This is a genomic window from Gemmatimonas sp., assembly GCF_021298855.1.
GTDB lineage: Bacteria > Gemmatimonadota > Gemmatimonadetes > Gemmatimonadales > Gemmatimonadaceae > Gemmatimonas.
In genome coordinates this window covers 186,275-204,976 of sequence record NZ_JAJTHI010000010.1, presented here as the reverse complement: position 1 = coordinate 204,976, position 18,702 = coordinate 186,275, and the positions used below count along the sequence as shown (strand labels likewise).

Annotated in this window: 8 protein-coding genes; 5 read left to right on the top strand and 3 right to left on the bottom strand. The window is 68.8% G+C overall.

Going from position 1 to position 18,702, the window contains the following annotated elements; all coding sequences use genetic code 11:
* Positions 1-249 precede the first annotated feature (249 nt).
* The 5 genes from LW840_RS04880 to LW840_RS04860 all read left to right on the top strand — a co-directional run bounded on the left by LW840_RS04880 (position 250) and on the right by LW840_RS04860 (position 14,496).
* On the top strand, positions 250-2,133 hold the full coding sequence (locus tag LW840_RS04880; RefSeq protein ID WP_291276519.1) for a hypothetical protein: 1,884 nt from the start codon (positions 250-252) through the stop codon (positions 2,131-2,133).
* A 166-nt stretch (positions 2,134-2,299) separates the two neighbouring features.
* Positions 2,300-7,012 carry a MupA/Atu3671 family FMN-dependent luciferase-like monooxygenase gene (locus LW840_RS04875; RefSeq protein ID WP_291276518.1) on the top strand — a complete coding sequence of 1,571 codons (4,713 nt, stop codon included), beginning with the start codon at positions 2,300-2,302 and terminating at the stop codon, positions 7,010-7,012.
* Between the two features lie 37 nt (positions 7,013-7,049).
* A complete protein-coding gene (locus LW840_RS04870) occupies positions 7,050-12,803 on the top strand; it encodes a type I polyketide synthase (RefSeq protein ID WP_291276517.1) in 5,754 nt (1,917 codons plus the stop codon).
* Entirely contained in the window at positions 12,800-13,612 is an 813-nt protein-coding gene (locus LW840_RS04865) for an alpha/beta fold hydrolase (RefSeq protein WP_291276516.1), read from the top strand. Before LW840_RS04870 ends, LW840_RS04865 begins: the two co-directional genes overlap by 4 nt.
* Positions 13,613-13,614: 2 nt before the next feature.
* On the top strand, positions 13,615-14,496 hold the full coding sequence (locus tag LW840_RS04860) for a hypothetical protein (RefSeq protein ID WP_291276515.1): 882 nt from the start codon (positions 13,615-13,617) through the stop codon (positions 14,494-14,496).
* Between the two features lie 21 nt (positions 14,497-14,517).
* Here the strand turns inward: LW840_RS04860 and LW840_RS04855 are convergent, their stop codons facing one another.
* The 3 genes from LW840_RS04855 to LW840_RS04845 form a co-directional block, all read right to left on the bottom strand.
* The gene (locus tag LW840_RS04855) at positions 14,518-15,519 is read right to left on the bottom strand and encodes a polysaccharide deacetylase family protein (protein ID WP_291276514.1); all 1,002 of its coding nucleotides are present in this window, start codon (positions 15,517-15,519) and stop codon (positions 14,518-14,520) included.
* Between the two features lie 72 nt (positions 15,520-15,591).
* Positions 15,592-17,469 (bottom strand): bifunctional homocysteine S-methyltransferase/methylenetetrahydrofolate reductase, encoded by a 1,878-nt coding sequence (locus tag LW840_RS04850; protein WP_291276513.1) that lies wholly within the window; start codon positions 17,467-17,469, stop codon positions 15,592-15,594.
* A gap of 52 nt (positions 17,470-17,521) precedes the next feature.
* Complete coding sequence (locus LW840_RS04845) at positions 17,522-18,688, bottom strand: glycosyltransferase family 4 protein (RefSeq protein WP_291276512.1); 1,167 nt, start codon at positions 18,686-18,688, stop codon at positions 17,522-17,524.
* Positions 18,689-18,702: the final 14 nt, after the last annotated feature.

Genomic DNA, 18,702 nt, shown 5'->3' with positions numbered 1-18,702 from the left:
GCCGATACCGGCACGCGAGTTGCCCCTCGATACCGCCGTGTGACGAACACGCCACGTCGGTAACGGTCGCCGGAAGACATGCCAAGTCACTTCACCACAAGCGTTTATCGCCGATACGCCGGTCGGGGGCTCCCACTCTCCCGGATCGCGTTGCTGGCATCGCTCTTGGGGGTGTTGCAGGGGTGCAACGATAACACTCTACAGGCGCCAACCGAGGAACCGGCAACACCGGCAGGCGGTGTTCGATCGTTGCAGCTGGCAACCGACAGCGTGCAGTTCGGAGCGGTCTTGGCGTTTCGTGGCGAGCGACTGCTGTCCACGGCTGCAGCGTTCCGGGCCACCATTGACGGGGCGCCAGTCCCGGTGGACTCCATCGCGGGCGACCGCGTGTGGATGCGGATGCCCAGCACGTCGGCCTCCTGTCGAGTGTCGACGGCAGCGATCACGGTGAAGGGGCCGGGGTGGGCATTCCACGGCAATGTCGCCGTGGCCCCCGCTCTTCGCGTGGAGCTCCCTGTTGGCGGTTCCATCGTGGCCCCGTCGGTTGGCGACGCGCAGTGTCTCGATCTGGTCGGGTCGGCAGATGACTCGGCACGATTCGTTTTCACGGTCATGAACACGGTCGCCAACGTCGAGCACCTGTCGGGCTTCACGCTTGCCGGCGTCGGGCGAGGGGCACTCGCCGAACGCCGGGGGGCCGTCATCGCGGATGGCTCCGTACAGCGCATGCGCGCGGCAACCGCCCGTCCCGCTGATCCGGCGCCCGCCGCGGCGTCTGCCCGCCCTTGGGGATACGCGCCTGTCGAGCATGAAGCCGTGGCGCAGCATCTGGCGAGGCTGGATGCACAGGCGTTCCTGGCGCGCATGGCCACGCAGCCGTCGCTCGCCGCGCCCCCTGTCGGCACCGCTTCCCAGGGTACGGCGGCACGTTCCGCAGTGCGCTGGCAGGTGGGTGATGTCGCGAATCAGCGCGTGGCGACGGGGAGCTGCGCCGCCTCCCGGCCCGTACAGGCGCGCGTGGTGTACGCAGGTGCCAGTGCCGTGCTGTTGGAAGATGTCGCGGCGCCAACGGCGGGGCACATGGACGGCTGGTTCGCACGCCTTGGCGAAGAGTACGAGCGCGTGATGCTGCCGCTGGTGCAGCAGCACCTGGGCAACCCCTTGGCGCGGAACGCCCTGCTCGACGGCGATGGCCGCGTGACCCTGCTCTTCACCCCGGTGGTGAATACGGTCATGCCGGGCACCGCGGCATTCGTGAACGCGTGCAACCTGTACCCGCGCAGCATCATGAGCGGCAGCAGCGCCGATGAAGTGATGTACATCCGGGTGCCCGGCAACGGGGAATCCCCGGCGGACTGGCTGCGCGCCCTGCGCTCCACGCTGGTCCACGAAACGAAGCACCTGGCCAGCTTTGCGGAGCGTCTGTCCCGCGGTCGGGACTTCGAAGAGCCATGGCTGGAAGAAGCCACGGCCCGTCTGGCGGAAGAACTGTACTCGCGCACCTTCCGCGGCGGGGGCCAGTGGCTGGGGCGTACCTCCTTTGCCTCGAGTGTGCACTGCGAACTCGTCTGGTGTGACGACCGCCCGCTGGTGATGTACAAGCATTTCGCCGTCCTGCACCAGTTTCTGCGCAATCCCGCAGCCCTGTCGCCGCTCGGATCGGTGTCCCCCAGCGATGCCACCCCCTATGCCAGTGGATGGTCACTCGTGCGTTCGGTGCTGGACGCGACGCACGGGGACGAAAGCCGTCTCATCCGCGCCCTGGTGCGAGGAGATGCCGGCCTGGGCCTTGGGGCGCTCGCCAGTCTTTCCGGGAAGTCTCCCGCCGATATGCTCGACCAGTGGATGGCTGATCAGGTCGACGCGGACACGCGCCGCGGGGCGGCCGCGCTGCGCAGTTGGGACAGCGGGAGTGTCTGGGAGGGGTTGGCCGCCATGTTCCCCACCGTGTTCCGCGGTGCACCGCTGCGCACGACCGTTCTCGAGGCGGGCACCTGGGAATATGCCGGGACGGTGCGGGGCTTCTCCGCGGCGTTCGCCGTACTCGACGGCGTGGGCGTGGGGACGCAGCGGGCGATGCTGCAGACGGACGCGCGCAGCACCACCCGGTTGCGCGTGACCCGCATCGAATAACCGCACCAGCAGTGCCGGGATGGTCCGCCCCCGGGGGGCAGGACGTGAGGGGGGGCGTGCTTGTATGCTTCGGATGGGTTCATTCGTCTTACTGCGTGCCCCTGCCCGATGTCCGGCGGGGCCAGGACCCCTGGGCTGCTTTGCCTGAAACACACCGATCCCATCCATGCGTGCTCTGCTGATCGGCAGCGAATCGTTGGTCATTCAATGCGGCGAAGCCCTGCGGGCGCGACACTGGCACGTGTCGGGTGTGGTCAGCGACGCTGCGGCCGTGCGCGCGTGGGCGGGCAAGATTGGCCTCCCGGTGTTCGCCGTGGCGGATCTGGAGACCGCGTCCGAAACGCTCGCCTTCGATTGGCTGCTCTCCATCACGCACCTGCAGCCCATTCCGGAGCGCGTTCTTGGCCGAGCTGCCTGTGGCGCCGTGAACTTCCACGATGGTCCGCTCCCCCGATACGGCGGATTGCAGGCGGCGGCGTGGGCCCTCCACAACGGCGAGCGTACCCACGGGGTGGTGTGGCACCGGATGACCGCGGTGCTCGATGGTGGAGCGGTGCTCGTGCGTCGCGACTTCCCCATTGAGGAGACCGACACGGCGCTCACGCTCAACGCACGCTGCTGGGCCGCAGCGCTGGATGCCTTCGCCGAGCTCGTGACGCGGCTTGAACAGGGCGCGGCCGACGCGTCCCCGGCGGAAGTCCCGGATCCCGTCACGCATCACGGACGCGCCGATCGGCCGCAGGATCTGGGTCGCTTGCGCCCGGAGCAGTCGGCAGGGGATTGGGAGCGGGCGCTGCGGGCGGCGGATACAGGGGCGTATCCGAATCCATTCGTCTTGCCGTGGGTCTGGCTGGGCGCGCCGGTCATGGTGAAGGCCGTGCAGCCGGTGGCCACCGAGGCGGACAGCGTGCCCGGGCAGATCGTGGCGGTGCACGGCGCTTCGCTGGTGCTGCGCGTGGCCGACCGTGCCGTGATGTTGTCGGATCTGCATCATCTCGACGGTCGTGCCATCCGCGCAGATGCGTGGTGCGCCGAGGCCGGGCTGGCGGCGGGCGATCTGCTGCCCCCAGTTCCGGCGTTGCCCGCCACCCCGGCCGTGTTTGCGCGAAGTGCGATGCACGAGGCGGACTGGGTGCGGAGTTGGGAAGCGTATCAGCCAGTGGCGCTGTCCGGCGGGCACGGCACGCAGCAGGCCACGGAAACTGCCGTACTGGGGCTTCCGGCGGCTGATGAGCAGCTCGTGGCCATGGTCATGCTCCTGCTGGCACGCGGGGCGACGTCGGGAAGCTGGCTCGGATACACGTCCACGACGCTGGCGCATGATGCGCGCGCCGGTATCGACCTGCTCGCGCCCACGGTGCCGCTTGAGATTGGTGTGGATGGCACGCTGTCGGTCTCCGACGCTCTCGCCTCCCTCATGGCACGGTGCGCGCGCGCGGAGCGGATCGGCCCGCATCAGCGGTCGATCTTTGCCCGCTACCCCGCGCTTGGCGGCAGCGAGCGGTCCTGTGACGTGGTGGTGCAACGCCTTGCAGACGGCGAGTGGCCGACACCGCCGGCAGGGGCCAGCCTCGTGGTCCAGGTTGCCGCCGATGGCTCGGCCGCCCGCTGGGCGTCACCGACGGGCTACTGGTCCGTGGACGATCTCCTGCAGTGGCACGACCGGCTGGTGGCGTTGGCTGGGCAGTGGCGCGGCGACGCGAGTGCCCCCGTCGGCGAGCTGTCCATTCTCACCGAACGCGAGCGCAACCAGATCAACGCCTGGGGACGCGGCCCGACGGACGAGGCCGAGCCTTGCACGATCGCCGACGCCATTCGCCAACAGGTAACGCAGTCCCCGGATCGCGTGGCGCTCCACTTCGGTGACCAGTCTCTCACGTTTGCCGAGTTGCAGGCGCGTGCCGATATCGTGGCGTGCCATCTGCAGGCGCGTGGTGTGCGCCCGGATGAGCGCGTGGCCGTGATGGCCGAACGTTCGATGGATCTGGTGGTGGCGCTGCTCGGCGTCCTGCGCGCCGGTGCCGCGTACGTGCCGATCGATCCGCACTATCCGGCCGAGCGACGTCGGCTCATGCTGGAGGATTGCGGCGCTCGCATTCTCCTGACGCAGGCCGAGTTGACGCTGCCCGGTGAGCTGTCGTCGCTGACGCGCCTCCATGTGGAGGCGCTCGGCCCATTGCCTGGGGCCGTCCTGCGCGATGACGTGCGCCCCGAGCACCTCGCCTATGTGATCTACACGTCGGGATCCACCGGTCGCCCCAAGGGCGTCATGGTCGAGCACCGGCAGGTGAGCAACTTCTTCGCGGGAATGGATCGCGCGTTGCGGACCGCGCCGGGGGTGTGGCTCGCGGTCACCAGTGTGTCCTTCGACATCTCGGTCCTCGAACTGTTCTGGACCCTGTCGCGTGGCTTCACCGTGGTCGTGGCTCCCGACCGCCCTGGTGCGGCCGCGGCCACGCCTGCCATTGCCGGCGGTCTCGGGTTCTCCCTGTTCTACTTTTCGGCCGATGAACAGGGTGACGGTCGTGAGAAGTACCGGCTGCTCATGGACGGGGCGCGGTTCGCCGACGCCAATGGGTTCGAAGCCGTGTGGACGCCGGAACGGCATTTTCACGCCTTTGGCGGGCTCTACCCGAATCCGGTCGTCACGAGTGCCGCCATTGCGGCCATCACCACGCAGGTGGGGATTCGCGCGGGGAGCTGTGTACTGCCGTTGCATCATCCCGCGCGTGTTGCCGAAGACTGGGCGGTCGTGGACAACCTGTCGGGTGGGCGCGTCGGGGTGTCGATTGCCCCGGGGTGGCAGCCCAACGATTTCGTGTTTCGTCCCGAGGCGTATGCCGACGCGAAGCAGAACATGTTTCGCGACATCGAGCTGGTGCAGCGGCTGTGGCGTGGTGAAGCGGTCACTTTTCCGGGGCCGCGCGGCCCGGTGGAAGTCCGCACGCTGCCGCGGCCGGTGCAACCGCGACTGCCGCTGTGGGTGACGACCGCCGGCAACCCCGAGACCTTCGCGCAGGCGGGTCGCGCCGGTGCCAACCTGCTGACGCATCTGCTTGGGCAGTCGCTGGAGGAACTCGCCCCCAAGATTGCGGCCTATCGCGCGGCCTGGCGGGCGGCAGGTCATGCGGGGGTGGGGCGCGTCACGCTCATGGTGCACACGTTCATCGGTGACGACGAAGAGCAGGTGCGCGAAACCGTACGCGATTCCATGATCGCCTACCTGCGCACCTCAGTGAATCTCATCAAGCAGTATGCGGGCGTGTTCCCCACCCTGCGACAGCGACCCGGCTCCGACGGGAGCGATGTGGACTTCGCGGCACTCAACGACGAGGAAATGAACGCGCTGCTCGAGTTCTCGTTCGAGCGGTACTTCACCACCAGCGCGCTGTTCGGTACCGCCGAGAGTGCCATGGCCATGGTGGGACGCATTCGAGGCTGCGACGTGGACGAAATCGCCTGTCTGGTGGATTTCGGGCTACCGACGGATCTGGTCCTTGAACACCTCAGGCATCTCGCGGCGTTGAAGACGCAGGCGGTCCGCCAATTCCCGGGAACGACGCGCCAGACTGCACCGGAGAGCGACCTGGCCACGCTCATTGCGCGGCACGGCGTGACCCACTTCCAGTGCACCCCGTCCATGGCGCGCCTCATGCTGGAGACGCCGGGGCACCGGGAGGCGCTCGGGCGGTTGGAGGTGCTGTGTGTGGGTGGCGAAGCGCTCTCGCCAGCACTGGCGAGGGACTTGCTGGCGGCGGGCCCGCGGGCCGTGTTCAACATGTACGGTCCCACCGAAACCACCGTCTGGTCGGCGGTCGGTCAGGTGACCAGCAACACCGGACCGGTCGCGCTCGGCCACCCCATCGCGAATACGCTGCTGCGAATCGTCGACCCACGCACGGGGCACCTGCTCCCTCGGGGCGTGCCGGGTGAACTGTGGATTGGCGGCAGCGGCGTGACGCGTGGCTATCTCGACCGGCCAGACCTCACCACGGAGCGCTTCGTCTCCGATGCGGACGGCACGCGGTGGTACCGGACGGGAGATCTGGCGGAGTGGCGTGACGGGGCGTTGTACTTCCTCGGGCGGCTCGACCATCAGGTGAAGATTCGCGGGTATCGGATCGAGCTCGGGGAGATTGAATCCCGGCTGGCCGACGACGCGGCGGTGCAGGAGGTGGTAGTGGTCGCGGAACAGGTTGCCGAAGGCGATCCGCGCCTGGTGGCGTATCTGACGCGTCGCGAACTGGTCCCGATCGACACGGGTGCGCTGCGGCGGCGTCTGTTGCAGGTGCTGCCCGACTTCATGGTGCCCACCCGGTTCGTGGTGCTGCGTGACATGCCGCGGACCCCGAATCTCAAGATCGACCGCGCCGCGCTGTCGAGTGCTCCGCGGGCCGACGAAGGGGTAACGACGGCGCGCCCGGCGCCTGCGGCGAGCAGCACGCCGGCGGCACGGAGCCTCCCGCCTCGCGCGGCCGCCGTCGCGGTCTCTGCGGACACGGTGCGGCAGCTCGAGCAGGCGATTGCCGGGGTCTGGCAGGATGTGCTGCGATTGCCGGTCACGGGCATGCATGACAACTTCTTCGATCTGGGCGGCCACTCCCTGCTGGTGGTCCAGGTGCACCAGCGGTTGCAGGCGCATCTGGGGCAGTCGTTCCCGGTCACGGACCTGTTCCGGTTTGCCACCGTCCACACCATCGCGGCGCACCTCGCTCCCCTCGCTGCGCAGACGGCGTCGCGTGTCCCCGAGGCGCCGGCGGCTGAGGCTGCCGACGGCACCGGCGACGACAGCGCAGAGGCCAGCGCACGGTCCGCTGAGAGTCGCGCGGCGCGCCGCCTGGCACTCGCCCAGACGCGTCTGGGGCGCCGTGGCCGATGATTTCTCCACTGATGCCGGGCGCCAGCGCCCACATTCGATGAACGATCTGACGAACGCGACCTGGCAGGGAACCGAGATTGCCATCGTGGGTGCGGCGGGGAGGCTTCCCGGCGCGCGCTCGCTCGAGGAGTTCTGGTTGCTGCTCCATGAAGGACGCGAGGCCATTCGACTGCTTCGTGACGACGAGCTGGATGCGGCCGGCGTGCCGGCATCGGTTCGCTCCGCCCCCAACTTCGTGCCGCGCGCCGCCGTACTCGACGACATCGGGTGGTGGGACGCCCGCTTCTGGGGGTTCAGCCCGAAGGACGCGTCAATCATGGATCCCCAGCATCGGCTCTTTCTCGAGTGCGCGTACGAAGCGCTGGAGAACGCCGGCATTGCCCCCGATCAGGCGCCTGGGCGGATCGGTGTATTCGCGGGCGTGGGGATGGGCAGCTGGTTCCAGCAGGTTCTGCTGCGCAATCGCGCCTTGTGCGACGATGTCGGACTCTTTCTGCTGCGCCACACCGGCAACGACAAGGACTTCCTGTCGACGCGGGTGTCCTACGAACTCGACCTGCACGGGCCCAGCGTCAATGTGCAGACGGCCTGCTCGACCTCACTCGTCGCGATGCACATGGCGGCCCAGGCGCTGCTGGCCGGGGAGACGGACGTGGCGCTCGCCGGTGGCGTGACCATCGAGCTGCCGAACACCGCCGGGTACGTGTTCAAGGAGAACGAGATTCTATCGCCGGATGGGCATTGCCGGCCGTTCGATGCCGACTCGGCGGGGACGGTCTTCGGCAGCGGTGCCGGGGTGGTGGTCCTGCGGCGGCTGCCGGACGCGCTGGCCGAGGGGGATCACATCCTCGGCGTGATCCGCGGATCGGCCATCAACAACGATGGGGCGGGCAAGATCGGGTATCTGGCGCCCAGTGTGGACGGCCAGGCCGACGCGATTGCCGAAGCGATCGCCATCGCCGGCGTGCCCGCCGAGACCATCGATTACGTCGAAGCGCACGGCACCGGCACGCGGGTCGGGGACCCCATCGAGGTGGAAGCGCTGACGCAGGCGTTTCGCCGCAGCACCGACGCCACGGGGTTTTGCGGCCTCGGGTCGGTCAAGTCGAACATCGGCCATCTCGACACGGCAGCCGGCGTCGCCGGTGTACTCAAGGTGCTGCTGGCCATGCAGCATGGGACGTTGCCGTCCACCCTGCATTTTCGCACGCCCAATCCGCTCATCGATTTCGCCCGGACGCCGTTTCGCGTGGTGGCGGATCGCACGGCGTGGGCTCGTCGCGGGCATCCCCGGCGAGCAGGGGTCAGTAGTCTGGGGGTCGGCGGAACCAACGCGCACGTCGTGCTGGAGGAGCCGCCCGTCCGCGCACCGCGTGCCGACCTGCCGGGCTGGCGCCTGCTGCCGCTTTCGGCGCGCAGTGCCAGTGCCTGCGACACCATGGCGATCAATCTGGCCGACCACCTTCGTGAGCATCCTGAGGTGTCGTTGGCCGATGTCGCCCATACGCTGCAGATCGGTCGCATCGCGCATCCGCACCGGGCATTCGTGCTGGCACGCGATACCGCGAGTGCCGCCACGCACCTCGAAGACACCGAGAGCAGTTGGCGGGGGCAAGGCCACGCCAGCGGGCGGCGGCGCACCCTCGTCTTCCAGTTCGCCGGGGGCGGTGCACAGCACCCGGATATGGCACGCGCCCTCTATCGCGACGACGCGCTCTTCCGCGAGGTCTTCGACGAGGCCCTCCAGAGCCTGGATCGTGGCGTCGCCGACGAGCTTCGCCACGTGCTGCTCGCGCCGACGGCGCCGGCCGATGCCGCCGACGTGCTCGAGCGTCCTTCGGTGGGACTGCCGGCGCTCCTCATCACGCAGATTGCGCTGGCCCGCCGCCTCATGCAGTGGGGCGTGACCCCGACGGCGATGATCGGCCACAGCATGGGCGAGTATGCGGCGGCACATCTCGCCGGCGTCTTCTCGCTGCCCGATGTCGTGCGTCTCGTAGCCTTGCGCGGCCGGTTGTTCGAGCAGGTCCGGCCGGGCGGCATGCTGTCGGTTCCGGTCGCGGCGGCGCAGCTGGCACCGTTGCTGCCCGAGGGCGTGTCGATTGCCGCCGTCAACGCGCCCGAGTTGTGCGTGGCTTCGGGGCCCGTGAGTGGGTTGGCGCAGCTCGAGCAGCGCTTGACGGAAGCGGAGCTCGAGTATCGCCGGGTGCGCATCGCGGTGGCGGCCCACTCGATGCTGCTCGATCCGATTCTCGACGAATTCGAGCAGTTTCTGCGCACCCTGACCTTCGGGGCGCCGGAGATCCGCTTCGTCTCCAACCGCAGCGGTGACTGGATGAGCACCGCCGACGCCACGTCGCCGCGCTATTGGGTCCGTCATCTCCGGGAGACGGTGAATTACGCGGCCGGACTGGACGTGATCCTGCGCGATCCCGAGGCCATCGTCCTCGAGGTGGGCCCCGGGCGGTCCATGACCCACCTCGTGCAGCAGCATCCCGGACGTGGTGCTGGGCATCTGCTGCTGAGCACCCAGCCGGGGACCAGCGATCCACAGGTATCGGAGGCGCTGCCGTCGCTGCTCAGTGCGGTCGGGTCGCTGTGGTGTCACGGTGTGGAGGTGCGGTGGCCAGTGCAGCTTGGGGAGGCGCAGGGGTGCCGTGTCCCGCTGCCCACGTATCCGTGGGAGCGCCAGCGTTACTGGGTCACTGCCGATCCCGATCAGCAGACCGCGACACCGGCGACACCAGAGGCGGAGGCAACTCTGCCGACCGGCGACCCGGCGCGAGCGCCTGGCGAGCGTGCCACGGACACGCGCCAGTGGTTCCACGAGCCGATATGGGAACGTGTCCCGTTCGAGGCGTCGGCTGCGGTTTCCCGCTTGTGGGTGCTGGGTGATGTCCTCCCGCCCGCCGTCGAGGCGGCGGTTGCCCTGCTTGTTGCCGGCGGCACCCCGGTCGTGCGCGTGCGCCATGGCGAGCCCGCGCCCTTCGCCGATCTCACCGGCATGGCTACGGTATCGTTGGCAAGCACCAGCGCCGGCGCCTGGGAAGCCTTGCTGGCGGAGGCATTGCGCCAGCAGGCCGCTCCGTCGCATCTGCTCCATGTGTGGGCGAGTGCGTCTGGCAGTCTGGACATGGAATCGGCGGCGTTCGATACCTTGGCGGCACTGGGACAGGCGTTGTCGCGCGTCGAGTGCGGGGCGCTGGAGTTGCGGGTGGTGACCCGGGGCGCGGTGGCCGTGACGGGCGGTGACCTCGATGATCCCATGGGCGCACTGGCGGTGGGTCCGGTGCTCGGCTTGCCCGCGGAAATCGAGGGGCTGCGGGCGCGGCTGGTTGATCTCGACGCCGCAACGGCCCTCAACGGCTCGCCCGTACTGGCGCGCGCGCTCGCCGCGGAAGTCGCTGCGGTGTCAGCGGCCACCGTGGTGGCGTACCGGCACGGCCGTCGCTGGGCCCGGAGCTTCCGTGCCGTGCACGCCACGACTGAGGTGGCTCCGCTCGTCGCCCGGGAGGGGGGCTGCTACGTCATCACCGGTGGATTGGGTGGCATCGGCCTCACCCTGGCCAAGACACTTGCCACCGGGGCGCGTGTCCGTCTGTCCCTCTGGTCGCGCCGGGTCCTGACGGATGACGGCACGCCCCACCTTGCCGCCCGTGAGGCGATGCAGGCGCTGGAAGCGTTGGGGGCGTCCGTCGAGGTACGCCAAGTGGATTGCGCCGATCCGGTGCAGGTGCGAGATGCCATGCAGGCGGTCATCGCGCAGTTCGGCGCCGTGCACGGAGTCATTCATGCCGCCGGCGTGCTGGCGGATGGGCTGTTGGCGCTCAAGAGTGTCGCCGACATGCAGGCCATCATGGCTCCGAAGCTTCGGGCCGTGCCGGTGCTCGCGGAAGCGTTCGCGGCCCAGCCCGAGGCGACACCGCGGGACTTCTTCCTCTGCTGCAGTTCCGTGAGCGCCATGGCCGGCCTCCCCGGGCAGGTAGATTATGCGGCGGCCAATGCCTATCTCGACGCGTGGTGTACGCGCGAGGCCGCGCGGGTCAGCTGGCCGGTGATCTCCCTCGCCTGGAGTGCATGGCGCGATACCGGCATGGTGGCACGCACGCGTGGTACCGGTCCGGCGTCCATGCCCCATCCCTTGCTCGGGCGCACGTTGCGCACCGGTTCCGACGCGCTCTTTTCCGTTGTACTCGATCCGGCGCAACACTGGATCATGGCCGAGCATCGCCTCGCGAACGGCACCTCCCTGATCCCGGGCACGGGATACCTGGAGATCGCCCGCGCCGCACTCGCCTCCTGGAGCGCCGGCCGTGTGCTCGAGCTTCGTGATGTCGCTTTCTTCGCGCCGTTCGTGCTGCCGGAGGATGCACCGCGCGAACTGCGCGTCGCCATCGATGCCCGTGACGATCGGGCGCAGTTCGTGATTGCGGGCCGGGTAGAGCCGGGAGAGGACGGCGGCCAGTGGGAGGAGCACGTCATGGGAAGCGCGCGGTGCGTCCCGGCGGAGGACCGGACGCCGTGCGATCCCGAGGCCTTGCGCCGGAACGGCGCGCTCACGCCGCGCACCGTGACCTACGACCCGCACCTTCGGTTCGGACCCCGCTGGCACAATGTGCGGTCGCTCTACACCGGTCGCGGGCAAGCACTGCTCGAGCTCGCGCTGCCGAGTCCGTACGTTGGCGACTTGCGGGAGTATCTGCTGCATCCGGCACTCATGGACATGGCGACGGCTGGGGCGCAGTGCCTGATCGACCAGTTCGACGCCACGCAGGACTTCTTCGTGCCGTTGTCCTACGGCGTGATCCGATGCCACGCGCCGCTCACCGCGCACCTGTGGAGTCATGTCACGCTCCGCTCCGATGTCAGTGCCGATCCGGATCTGGCCTCATTCGACGTGCTGGTGGCCGACGCTGACGGTCGTGTCCTGGTGGAGATCAGCGACTTTCTCATGACGCGGGTGCGCGATCAGGCGCAGCTCATGGCGCCGGACGCCACGCGTCGCCGACGCCGGCGCAGCACGCTCGATCTCGACCGGGAGGTGGCGGCAGCGCCCGAGGCGGATGAGCCGTCGTGGTATGCGGAGGCCATCGCCCCGCGCGAGGGTGGTGCGGCGTTCCTGCACGGTGTGTCGCTGGGGACGGTGCATCCCCACCTGCTGGTGTCGCCCTTCCCGCTCGAGGGGCTGCTGCATCGGCTGCGCGAGGTCCCGGCGCGTCGAGCACCGCGAGAGGTGACGCCCGCGGTGGCGCCGCAGGTGCCCGTGGACCGCATCGAGGCAACGCTCGCTGAGCATCCGGCTGTCGCGCAGCAGGCCGTCGTGCCGCGGGTCGATCGCACCGGCAGCGTGCGGCTGGTGGCGTATGTCCAGCTCTCGGCAGGGGCGCGGGCTACCGTGTCGGAATTGCGTCGCGCCCTCAAGAAAACGCTGCCGCCACATCTCGTGCCCTCCATGTTCCTGCTGCTCGACGCCATGCCCGTGGAAGACAACGGGACGGTTCGGCGCGACGCCCTCCCCGACCCTTTCGGTGCCGACGACGATGTGGTGCCGCCGCGCACCGACATGGAGCGGGCCCTCGCCGCCGTCTGGCGGGATGTGCTCGGCGTCGAGCAGATCAGTGTCTACGACAACTTCTTCGACATCGGCGGACACTCGCTGCTCGCCGTACGCGCCATCACGCGCCTCGAGCGCGCGGTGGGCGTGAGACTGAACCAGGCCAACATGGTGCTGCAGACACTCGAACAGCTCGCGGCGGAGTGCGCCCGTCGCGCCGAGGGGGTGCCCGCGTGAACGCGCTGTTCTTCGGCTCCTCCGACGCCCCGCTGTACGGCGTCTACCATCCCCCCAAGGCGCGTTCCGGCCGTCGCACCGGCATCGTGCTCTGTGCGCCGTTCGGGCAGGAGTACATGCGGTCGCATCGCGCCTTCCGCCAACTGGCCCTCATGCTCGCCAAGGCCGGCTACCATGTCTTCCGCTTCGACTATCGGGGCACGGGTGATTCGTGGGGAGAGGGCGACGCCTTCACGCTCGAGGGGGCGGTCGCTGACACCGGGCTCGCCATGGAGGAGTTGCGCGATACCGCCGATGTCTCCGAGATCACCCTGGTGGGGCTCCGCCTGGGTGCCACCGTCGCCGCGCTCGCGGCGCAGGAGGCCGACGACCTGTCCCATCTGGTGCTCTGGGATCCCGTCGTCGATGGGCCGTCGTACGCAGGCTCGCTGGTCGGGTCGGCGCACCATGGCGAATCCGGGGCAACGGCGCGTGCGCCGTCCGGCGTGTCGCCGTCCGGCGTGCCGTCGTCCGGCACGGTGCACGCCATGGGATTTCCCGTCGGCACCGCACTTCGTGAGGAGCTGATGTCCCTGCGTTTGCCGGGGCCTCTTCGTCACGGGGGGCAGACGCTGGTGGTCCTCCCCGATGACGGCCCCGGCACCGACGAGGTCATGAGACCATGGCAGGGAGACGGCGCGCCTTCCGCGGAACGCGCGGTAGTGCCCGTTTCCGGGCGGTGGGATGAGGTGGATAATTGGGGGTCGGCAATGATCCCCCAGAACGCGATCCGGTTCATCGTGGACTGGATCCAGAACCGGGCACGATGACGATGGTCGAGCAGGTAGTGCGGTTTGGCACGGCGGCAGCGCTGAACGGTATTCTGACGGAACCAGGCGATGGTCGGGAGGCACCGGTCGCGGCGCCGGTGATTCTTCTGAACTCCGGCATTCTCCACAAGGTGGGGGCATGCCGACTGTACGTGACGCTGGCACGGCGGCTTGCAGCGGCAGGGGTGCCCACCTTGCGCTTCGACCTGAGCGGCCTCGGCGACAGTGATGTGCGCCGTGATGCGCTCGGATTCGAGGAGAGCGCCGTGGCGGAAACCCGGGAGGCCATGGATCACCTGGCCACCTTGCGCGGATGGGACACATTCCAGCTTGCCGGGCTCTGCTCAGGGGCCGACGTCGCGCACATGACGGCCGTGGTCGATGCCCGTGTCATGGCGATGGCGTCCATCGATGCGCGCACGCACCTCACGCCGGGATTCTGGTGGCACAACTACGCCCCCAAGCTGCTCGCGCCCGGTACATGGCCCGAACTCATTCGCCGGCGCCTCGCGCGCCGGGCCGCGACAGCCACGAGTGACGACACGCTGCCGGATGAGGACGCCTTCGAGTTGCCCGCCTACGTGCGGGAAATACCGCCGCGTGATGCGCTGGCCGCCGAGCTCCGCATCCTCGCCACGCGTCAGGTGCAAATGCTGTACGTGTTCACCGACGGATTGGGATTCTACAATCACGAGGGACAGCACCGACGCGCGTTCCGTGATGTGCCCTTCGGCAGCTGCATGCGGGAGTGTCACCTGCGCGGGGCCGACCATATCCTCACGGACCCGGTGCACCAGCAACGGACGGTGGATCTGCATCTCGAATGGGCGCGCCGCACTCCGCTCAAGCCGGCGGTGCCGGTGTTGGAGCAGGTCAACGCCTGAGGACAGCCGGCGAGCGGGCCGTCAGCGGCCGAGCAGGATGCGTCGCACCGCAAACGGCGCCTCTTCGCCGATCGCGAAGCGCGGAACCGCGTGCCGCGCCCGGGCATGACTGCCGGGAAGAAGGCCTCCGCTGAGCGTGGTGACGGCACCCATCACATCACAGCCATCGAGGATGTGCATCTCGCGCGGTCCGAAGTCGACCGGCGTGCCGTTGGGATAGCAGAAGACGTTCGATGGCGCCACGAAAGCCTCGCGTATCCGGCGAATCGACTCCTCGATCTGCCAGCGCGCGTCCGCATCGCTGCACGTGGCGAGCACCGGATGGGTCATGGTGTGGGCGCCGAAGCGGACCAACGGCGACTCGGCCGCGCGCAGCGTCTCGAACGAGGCCAGCTTGAACTCGTCGGGCGGTGAGGCCGGAAGCTCGATATCGAGTTCGATGGCGAGGGACGCTACCGCGCGCAGCCGCTGGTCGTGACTGATGGTCTTGAGCCCTTCGCGGAGCCGGTTGAGTGCCTCCACGCCCTCGGCGGCCGACAGCGGATGCACGCGGAACTGGATCCCGGCGACTTCGAGGGACGCACTGCGACGGGCCCGCGACGTGAGATACCAGAGCTTGTCCCACCAGAACCAGTCGTTCTGCTCGAGGAGTCCCGGGCAGACGAAGCCGGTCACCGGGGCGTCGAACTCCTGGAACACCGGCAGAGCGATGGCGGTGAAGTCCCAGTAGCAGTCATCCACGGAAAAGGCGACAAAGGGGCGCGTCCGCGGGTCTGCAGGCCCGCCGGTGGCGAGTCGCACGGCCTCGTCCACGGAGACAATGTCGATGCCCACGCGCCGCACGGCATCGAGGATGGCGCGGACGGACGCCACGTCGTGCCCGGCTTCCTGCCCGGGAAAGCAGTCGAAGCGATGCAGAAAGAAGATCGCCCCGCGCGCGCCCGCGACGGACGCAATAGCCCGGCCCGCCAGCGATGAGGCGAACACACCCTCGGCCAGAAAACGGATCAGCGGCAGCAGCATTACGCGCAACACCGCCGCGGAGACCGCCGCTGTTCGGTCATGCGCGTTGGCGTCCGTTTCGTAGGTGGCTGGCTAGGCAAGGACGTCCACCGCGAGTTCGGCTTTCCCGAATGGTGCCGAGACCTGGACGCCCTGCACCGAATGGCGCACGCCGGCCAGCATTTCCCGCGCAATTGCGATCCCTTCCGCCACTGCGTGTTCCTTGCTCACGGCGCTCGCGCGCCGCATGCGATCAAGTACGGCGTCGGGTACCGTGACACCCGGCACCTCGTTGGCCAGAAACTCGGCGTTGCGCGCGCTCACGAGCGGCCAGATGCCCGCAATCACCGGGATGCGCAGCCCTTCGACCCGGCGCAGGAAAGACTCGAGCTGCGCCGGATCGAACACGGGTTGCGTAATCGCGTACTCCGCTCCGGCTTCCACCTTCCAGTGAAACCGGCGCAGCTCATGCTCCGGATCGATGGCGGCTGGATTGACGCCAACGCCAATCACGAAGCGGGTCGGTTCGCCAATGGGATTGCGTCCCGGGTCGAGGCCACGGTTCAACTGGCTCACAAGGTTGGTGAGGCCGATGGCGTCAATGTCGAAGACGGCCGTCGCATCGGGATACGGGCCCATCTTCGGCGGGTCGCCCGTGACGAGCAACAGGTTCCGTAGGCCGAGGGCGGAGGCGCCCAGCAGGTCGCTCAGCATGCCGAGCAGGTTGCGGTCACGACACGCGTAGTGGGTGACCGCCTCGATTCCGTGCCGCTCGATGATGAGGCTCGTGGCGATGGCGCCCATGCGGCTCTGCGCGCGCGGACCATCGGGCACGTTGATGGCGTCGACCCCCGCCTGCGCCAAGGCCCTGGCGTCGAGCTCCAGCTTGGCCGTGTCCACCCCGCGGGGGGGCACGATCTCGACGCTGGTGACGAAGGTCCCCGCGGCCAGCTTGGCGCCAAGACGCGAGCGCGCCGCGAGCGGCGCCGGCGACCGGCCGCTGATCTCCGCCGCGGTCGTGCTTGTGCCGGTCTGCACGCTGACGGTCACGCGGGACCGTGGTGCCAGCGGCCGCACCCCCTCGACCATGGCTTTGATGTGCTCGGGGGTGGTGCCGCAGCAGCCGCCCACGATCTTCGCGCCAGCCTGGATGAGATGACGCGCGTAGGTCGCCATGTACTCGGGGCTGGCCATGTACATGCTGCGGCCGCCCACCTCACGCGGCATGCCGGCGTTCGGCTGGGCGCTGAGCTTCTTGCTCGTCACGACGGCCATGCGCTCGATGGCCTCCAGTATCGTCTGCGGGCCCACGGAGCAGTTCAGCCCGATGACATCCACCCCCCACTTGTCGAGCACACGCGCGACATCTTCCGGTGACGCCCCGTACGCCGTGCGCAGCTCGGGGCCGACGGTGGCCTGGGCAATCACGGGCATCGACGCGTTCACGTCACGCGCGGCACCAATGGCCTGTTCGAGCTCCTCGAGATCGGCGAAGGTCTCGAGGATGAAGCAGTCAGCGCCACCTTCCGCGAGCGCCTCCATTTGCTCCCGAAACATCGCGCGTGCCTCTTCGCGACTGGTTGGACCGTAGGGTTCGAGCCGTACCCCCAACGGACCCACAGCGCCCGCCACCAGGCGGTCCGCGCCGGCAGCCTCACGCGCTACGGCAGCCGCCCGCCGGTTGATCTCCGCCACCCGCGATTCGAGGCCATAGTGGGCCAGCTTGGCATGGTTGGCGCCAAAGGTATTGGTCTCGATGACCTCGGCGCCGGCCTTGACGTAGGCCGCGTGGATCTCGCGGACCATGTCAGGGGCACGCAGGACGAGTTCATCGTAACACTGGTTGATGAACACCCCCTTGGCGTACAGCATGGTCCCCATGGCGCCGTCGAACACGATGACTTGATCGGGGGCCAGCAGACGGGCCAGGAGTGCGGCGCGTGCGGAGGAGGCCGACGAGGCGGCAGACACGGTCGAAGGGGGCAGGCTGGGCATGGCTCCGCGAAACATAGTCGCCTTGCGCCTATGCGTCGCCGGCGCCCATGGCGGTGTAGGCCTCCAGATACCGGGCCGTCATGCGCTGCACCTCGAATTCCTCGAGGAAACGACGGCGAGCGCTCGCCGCCAGCCGGTGACGGAGCGACTCATCAACCAGCAGCCGTTCGAGGGCCCTCGGCAGATCGCCTTCGTGCGCCGGCTCGATGAGCAGCCCGTCCACCTCGTCGCGGACGATGTCGGGAATGCCCCCCACACGTGATGCCACGATCGCGCACCCGGCCGCCATGGCCTCGATCAGGGCAATCGGTGCCCCTTCGGTCGCCGAGGGCATGGCGAAGATCGACGCCTCCGCGAGGAACGGGGTCACGTCCTCCACGAATCCCGCGAATCGGACCTGATCGGACACGCCCAGCTCCTTCACAAGGCGCTCCAGTTCCGGACGCAGGGGTCCGTCCCCGACGATCTGCAGGGTACAGCGGCGTCCCTGACGAACGAGCGCGGCAACGGACTGGATGGCGGCGGCAAAGCGCTTGACGGCAACGAGGCGGCCGACCACGACGATGCGCGTGGGATCCCGTGCGCTCAACAGATCTGCGGCGCACGGCGCAAATCGATCCACGATGCCATTCTGAATGATGGCAAGCCGGTCGCTCGGAATGCCACGCTGCTCCAGATCGCGCGCCACCCCCTGCGACACGGCGATGACGCGTTCGAACCTCTTGCAGAAGGTCGTCTCCGCGAGCATCGCGGCACGCATGTCGGTGGACGACACCGATTCGCTGTGCACGGTGGCGAGGACCGGCCGGCGCCAGAACAGGCGGGCGAGACCGATCGCCGTGGCGGCCTTGTATCCATGCACGTGTATGACCTGCGGATCGCACGCCCGCAGGGTGGCGACCATGCGGCGCAGGGGCGCGAGACCCACAAACCGGCTGATCGGCACGAAGTGCACGGGAATGCCCCGCTCGCGCAGCAACCGCCCCAGCGCTCCGCCCTCGTCCTCCGCCCGGCACAACGCCAGGAAGGTCACGCGGACCCCGCGGTCCTGCAGCGCCGGCAGCAGCGCGAGCAGCATGCGCTCGATGCCGTACAGCCCGCCACTCTGGTTCACCACCACGACACGCATCGATTCACTCAAGGCCTGCACCCTCCGGCGATACTCGAGCCCGAGCGCCTGGTGCGCGTCGCTCATGGCCGACCCTCGGG

What these genes read in the sequence shown, in the direction of transcription:
- LW840_RS04855 (WP_291276514.1), bottom strand. Translation starts at nt 15,519, where the DNA reads ATGCTGCTGCCGCTGATCCGTTTTCTGGCCGAGGGTGTGTTCGCCTCA.
- LW840_RS04860 (WP_291276515.1), top strand. Translation starts at nt 13,615, where the DNA reads ATGGTCGAGCAGGTAGTGCGGTTTGGCACGGCGGCAGCGCTGAACGGT.
- LW840_RS04845 (WP_291276512.1), bottom strand. Translation starts at nt 18,688, where the DNA reads ATGAGCGACGCGCACCAGGCGCTCGGGCTCGAGTATCGCCGGAGGGTG.
- LW840_RS04875 (WP_291276518.1), top strand. Translation starts at nt 2,300, where the DNA reads ATGCGTGCTCTGCTGATCGGCAGCGAATCGTTGGTCATTCAATGCGGC.
- LW840_RS04870 (WP_291276517.1), top strand. Translation starts at nt 7,050, where the DNA reads ATGAACGATCTGACGAACGCGACCTGGCAGGGAACCGAGATTGCCATC.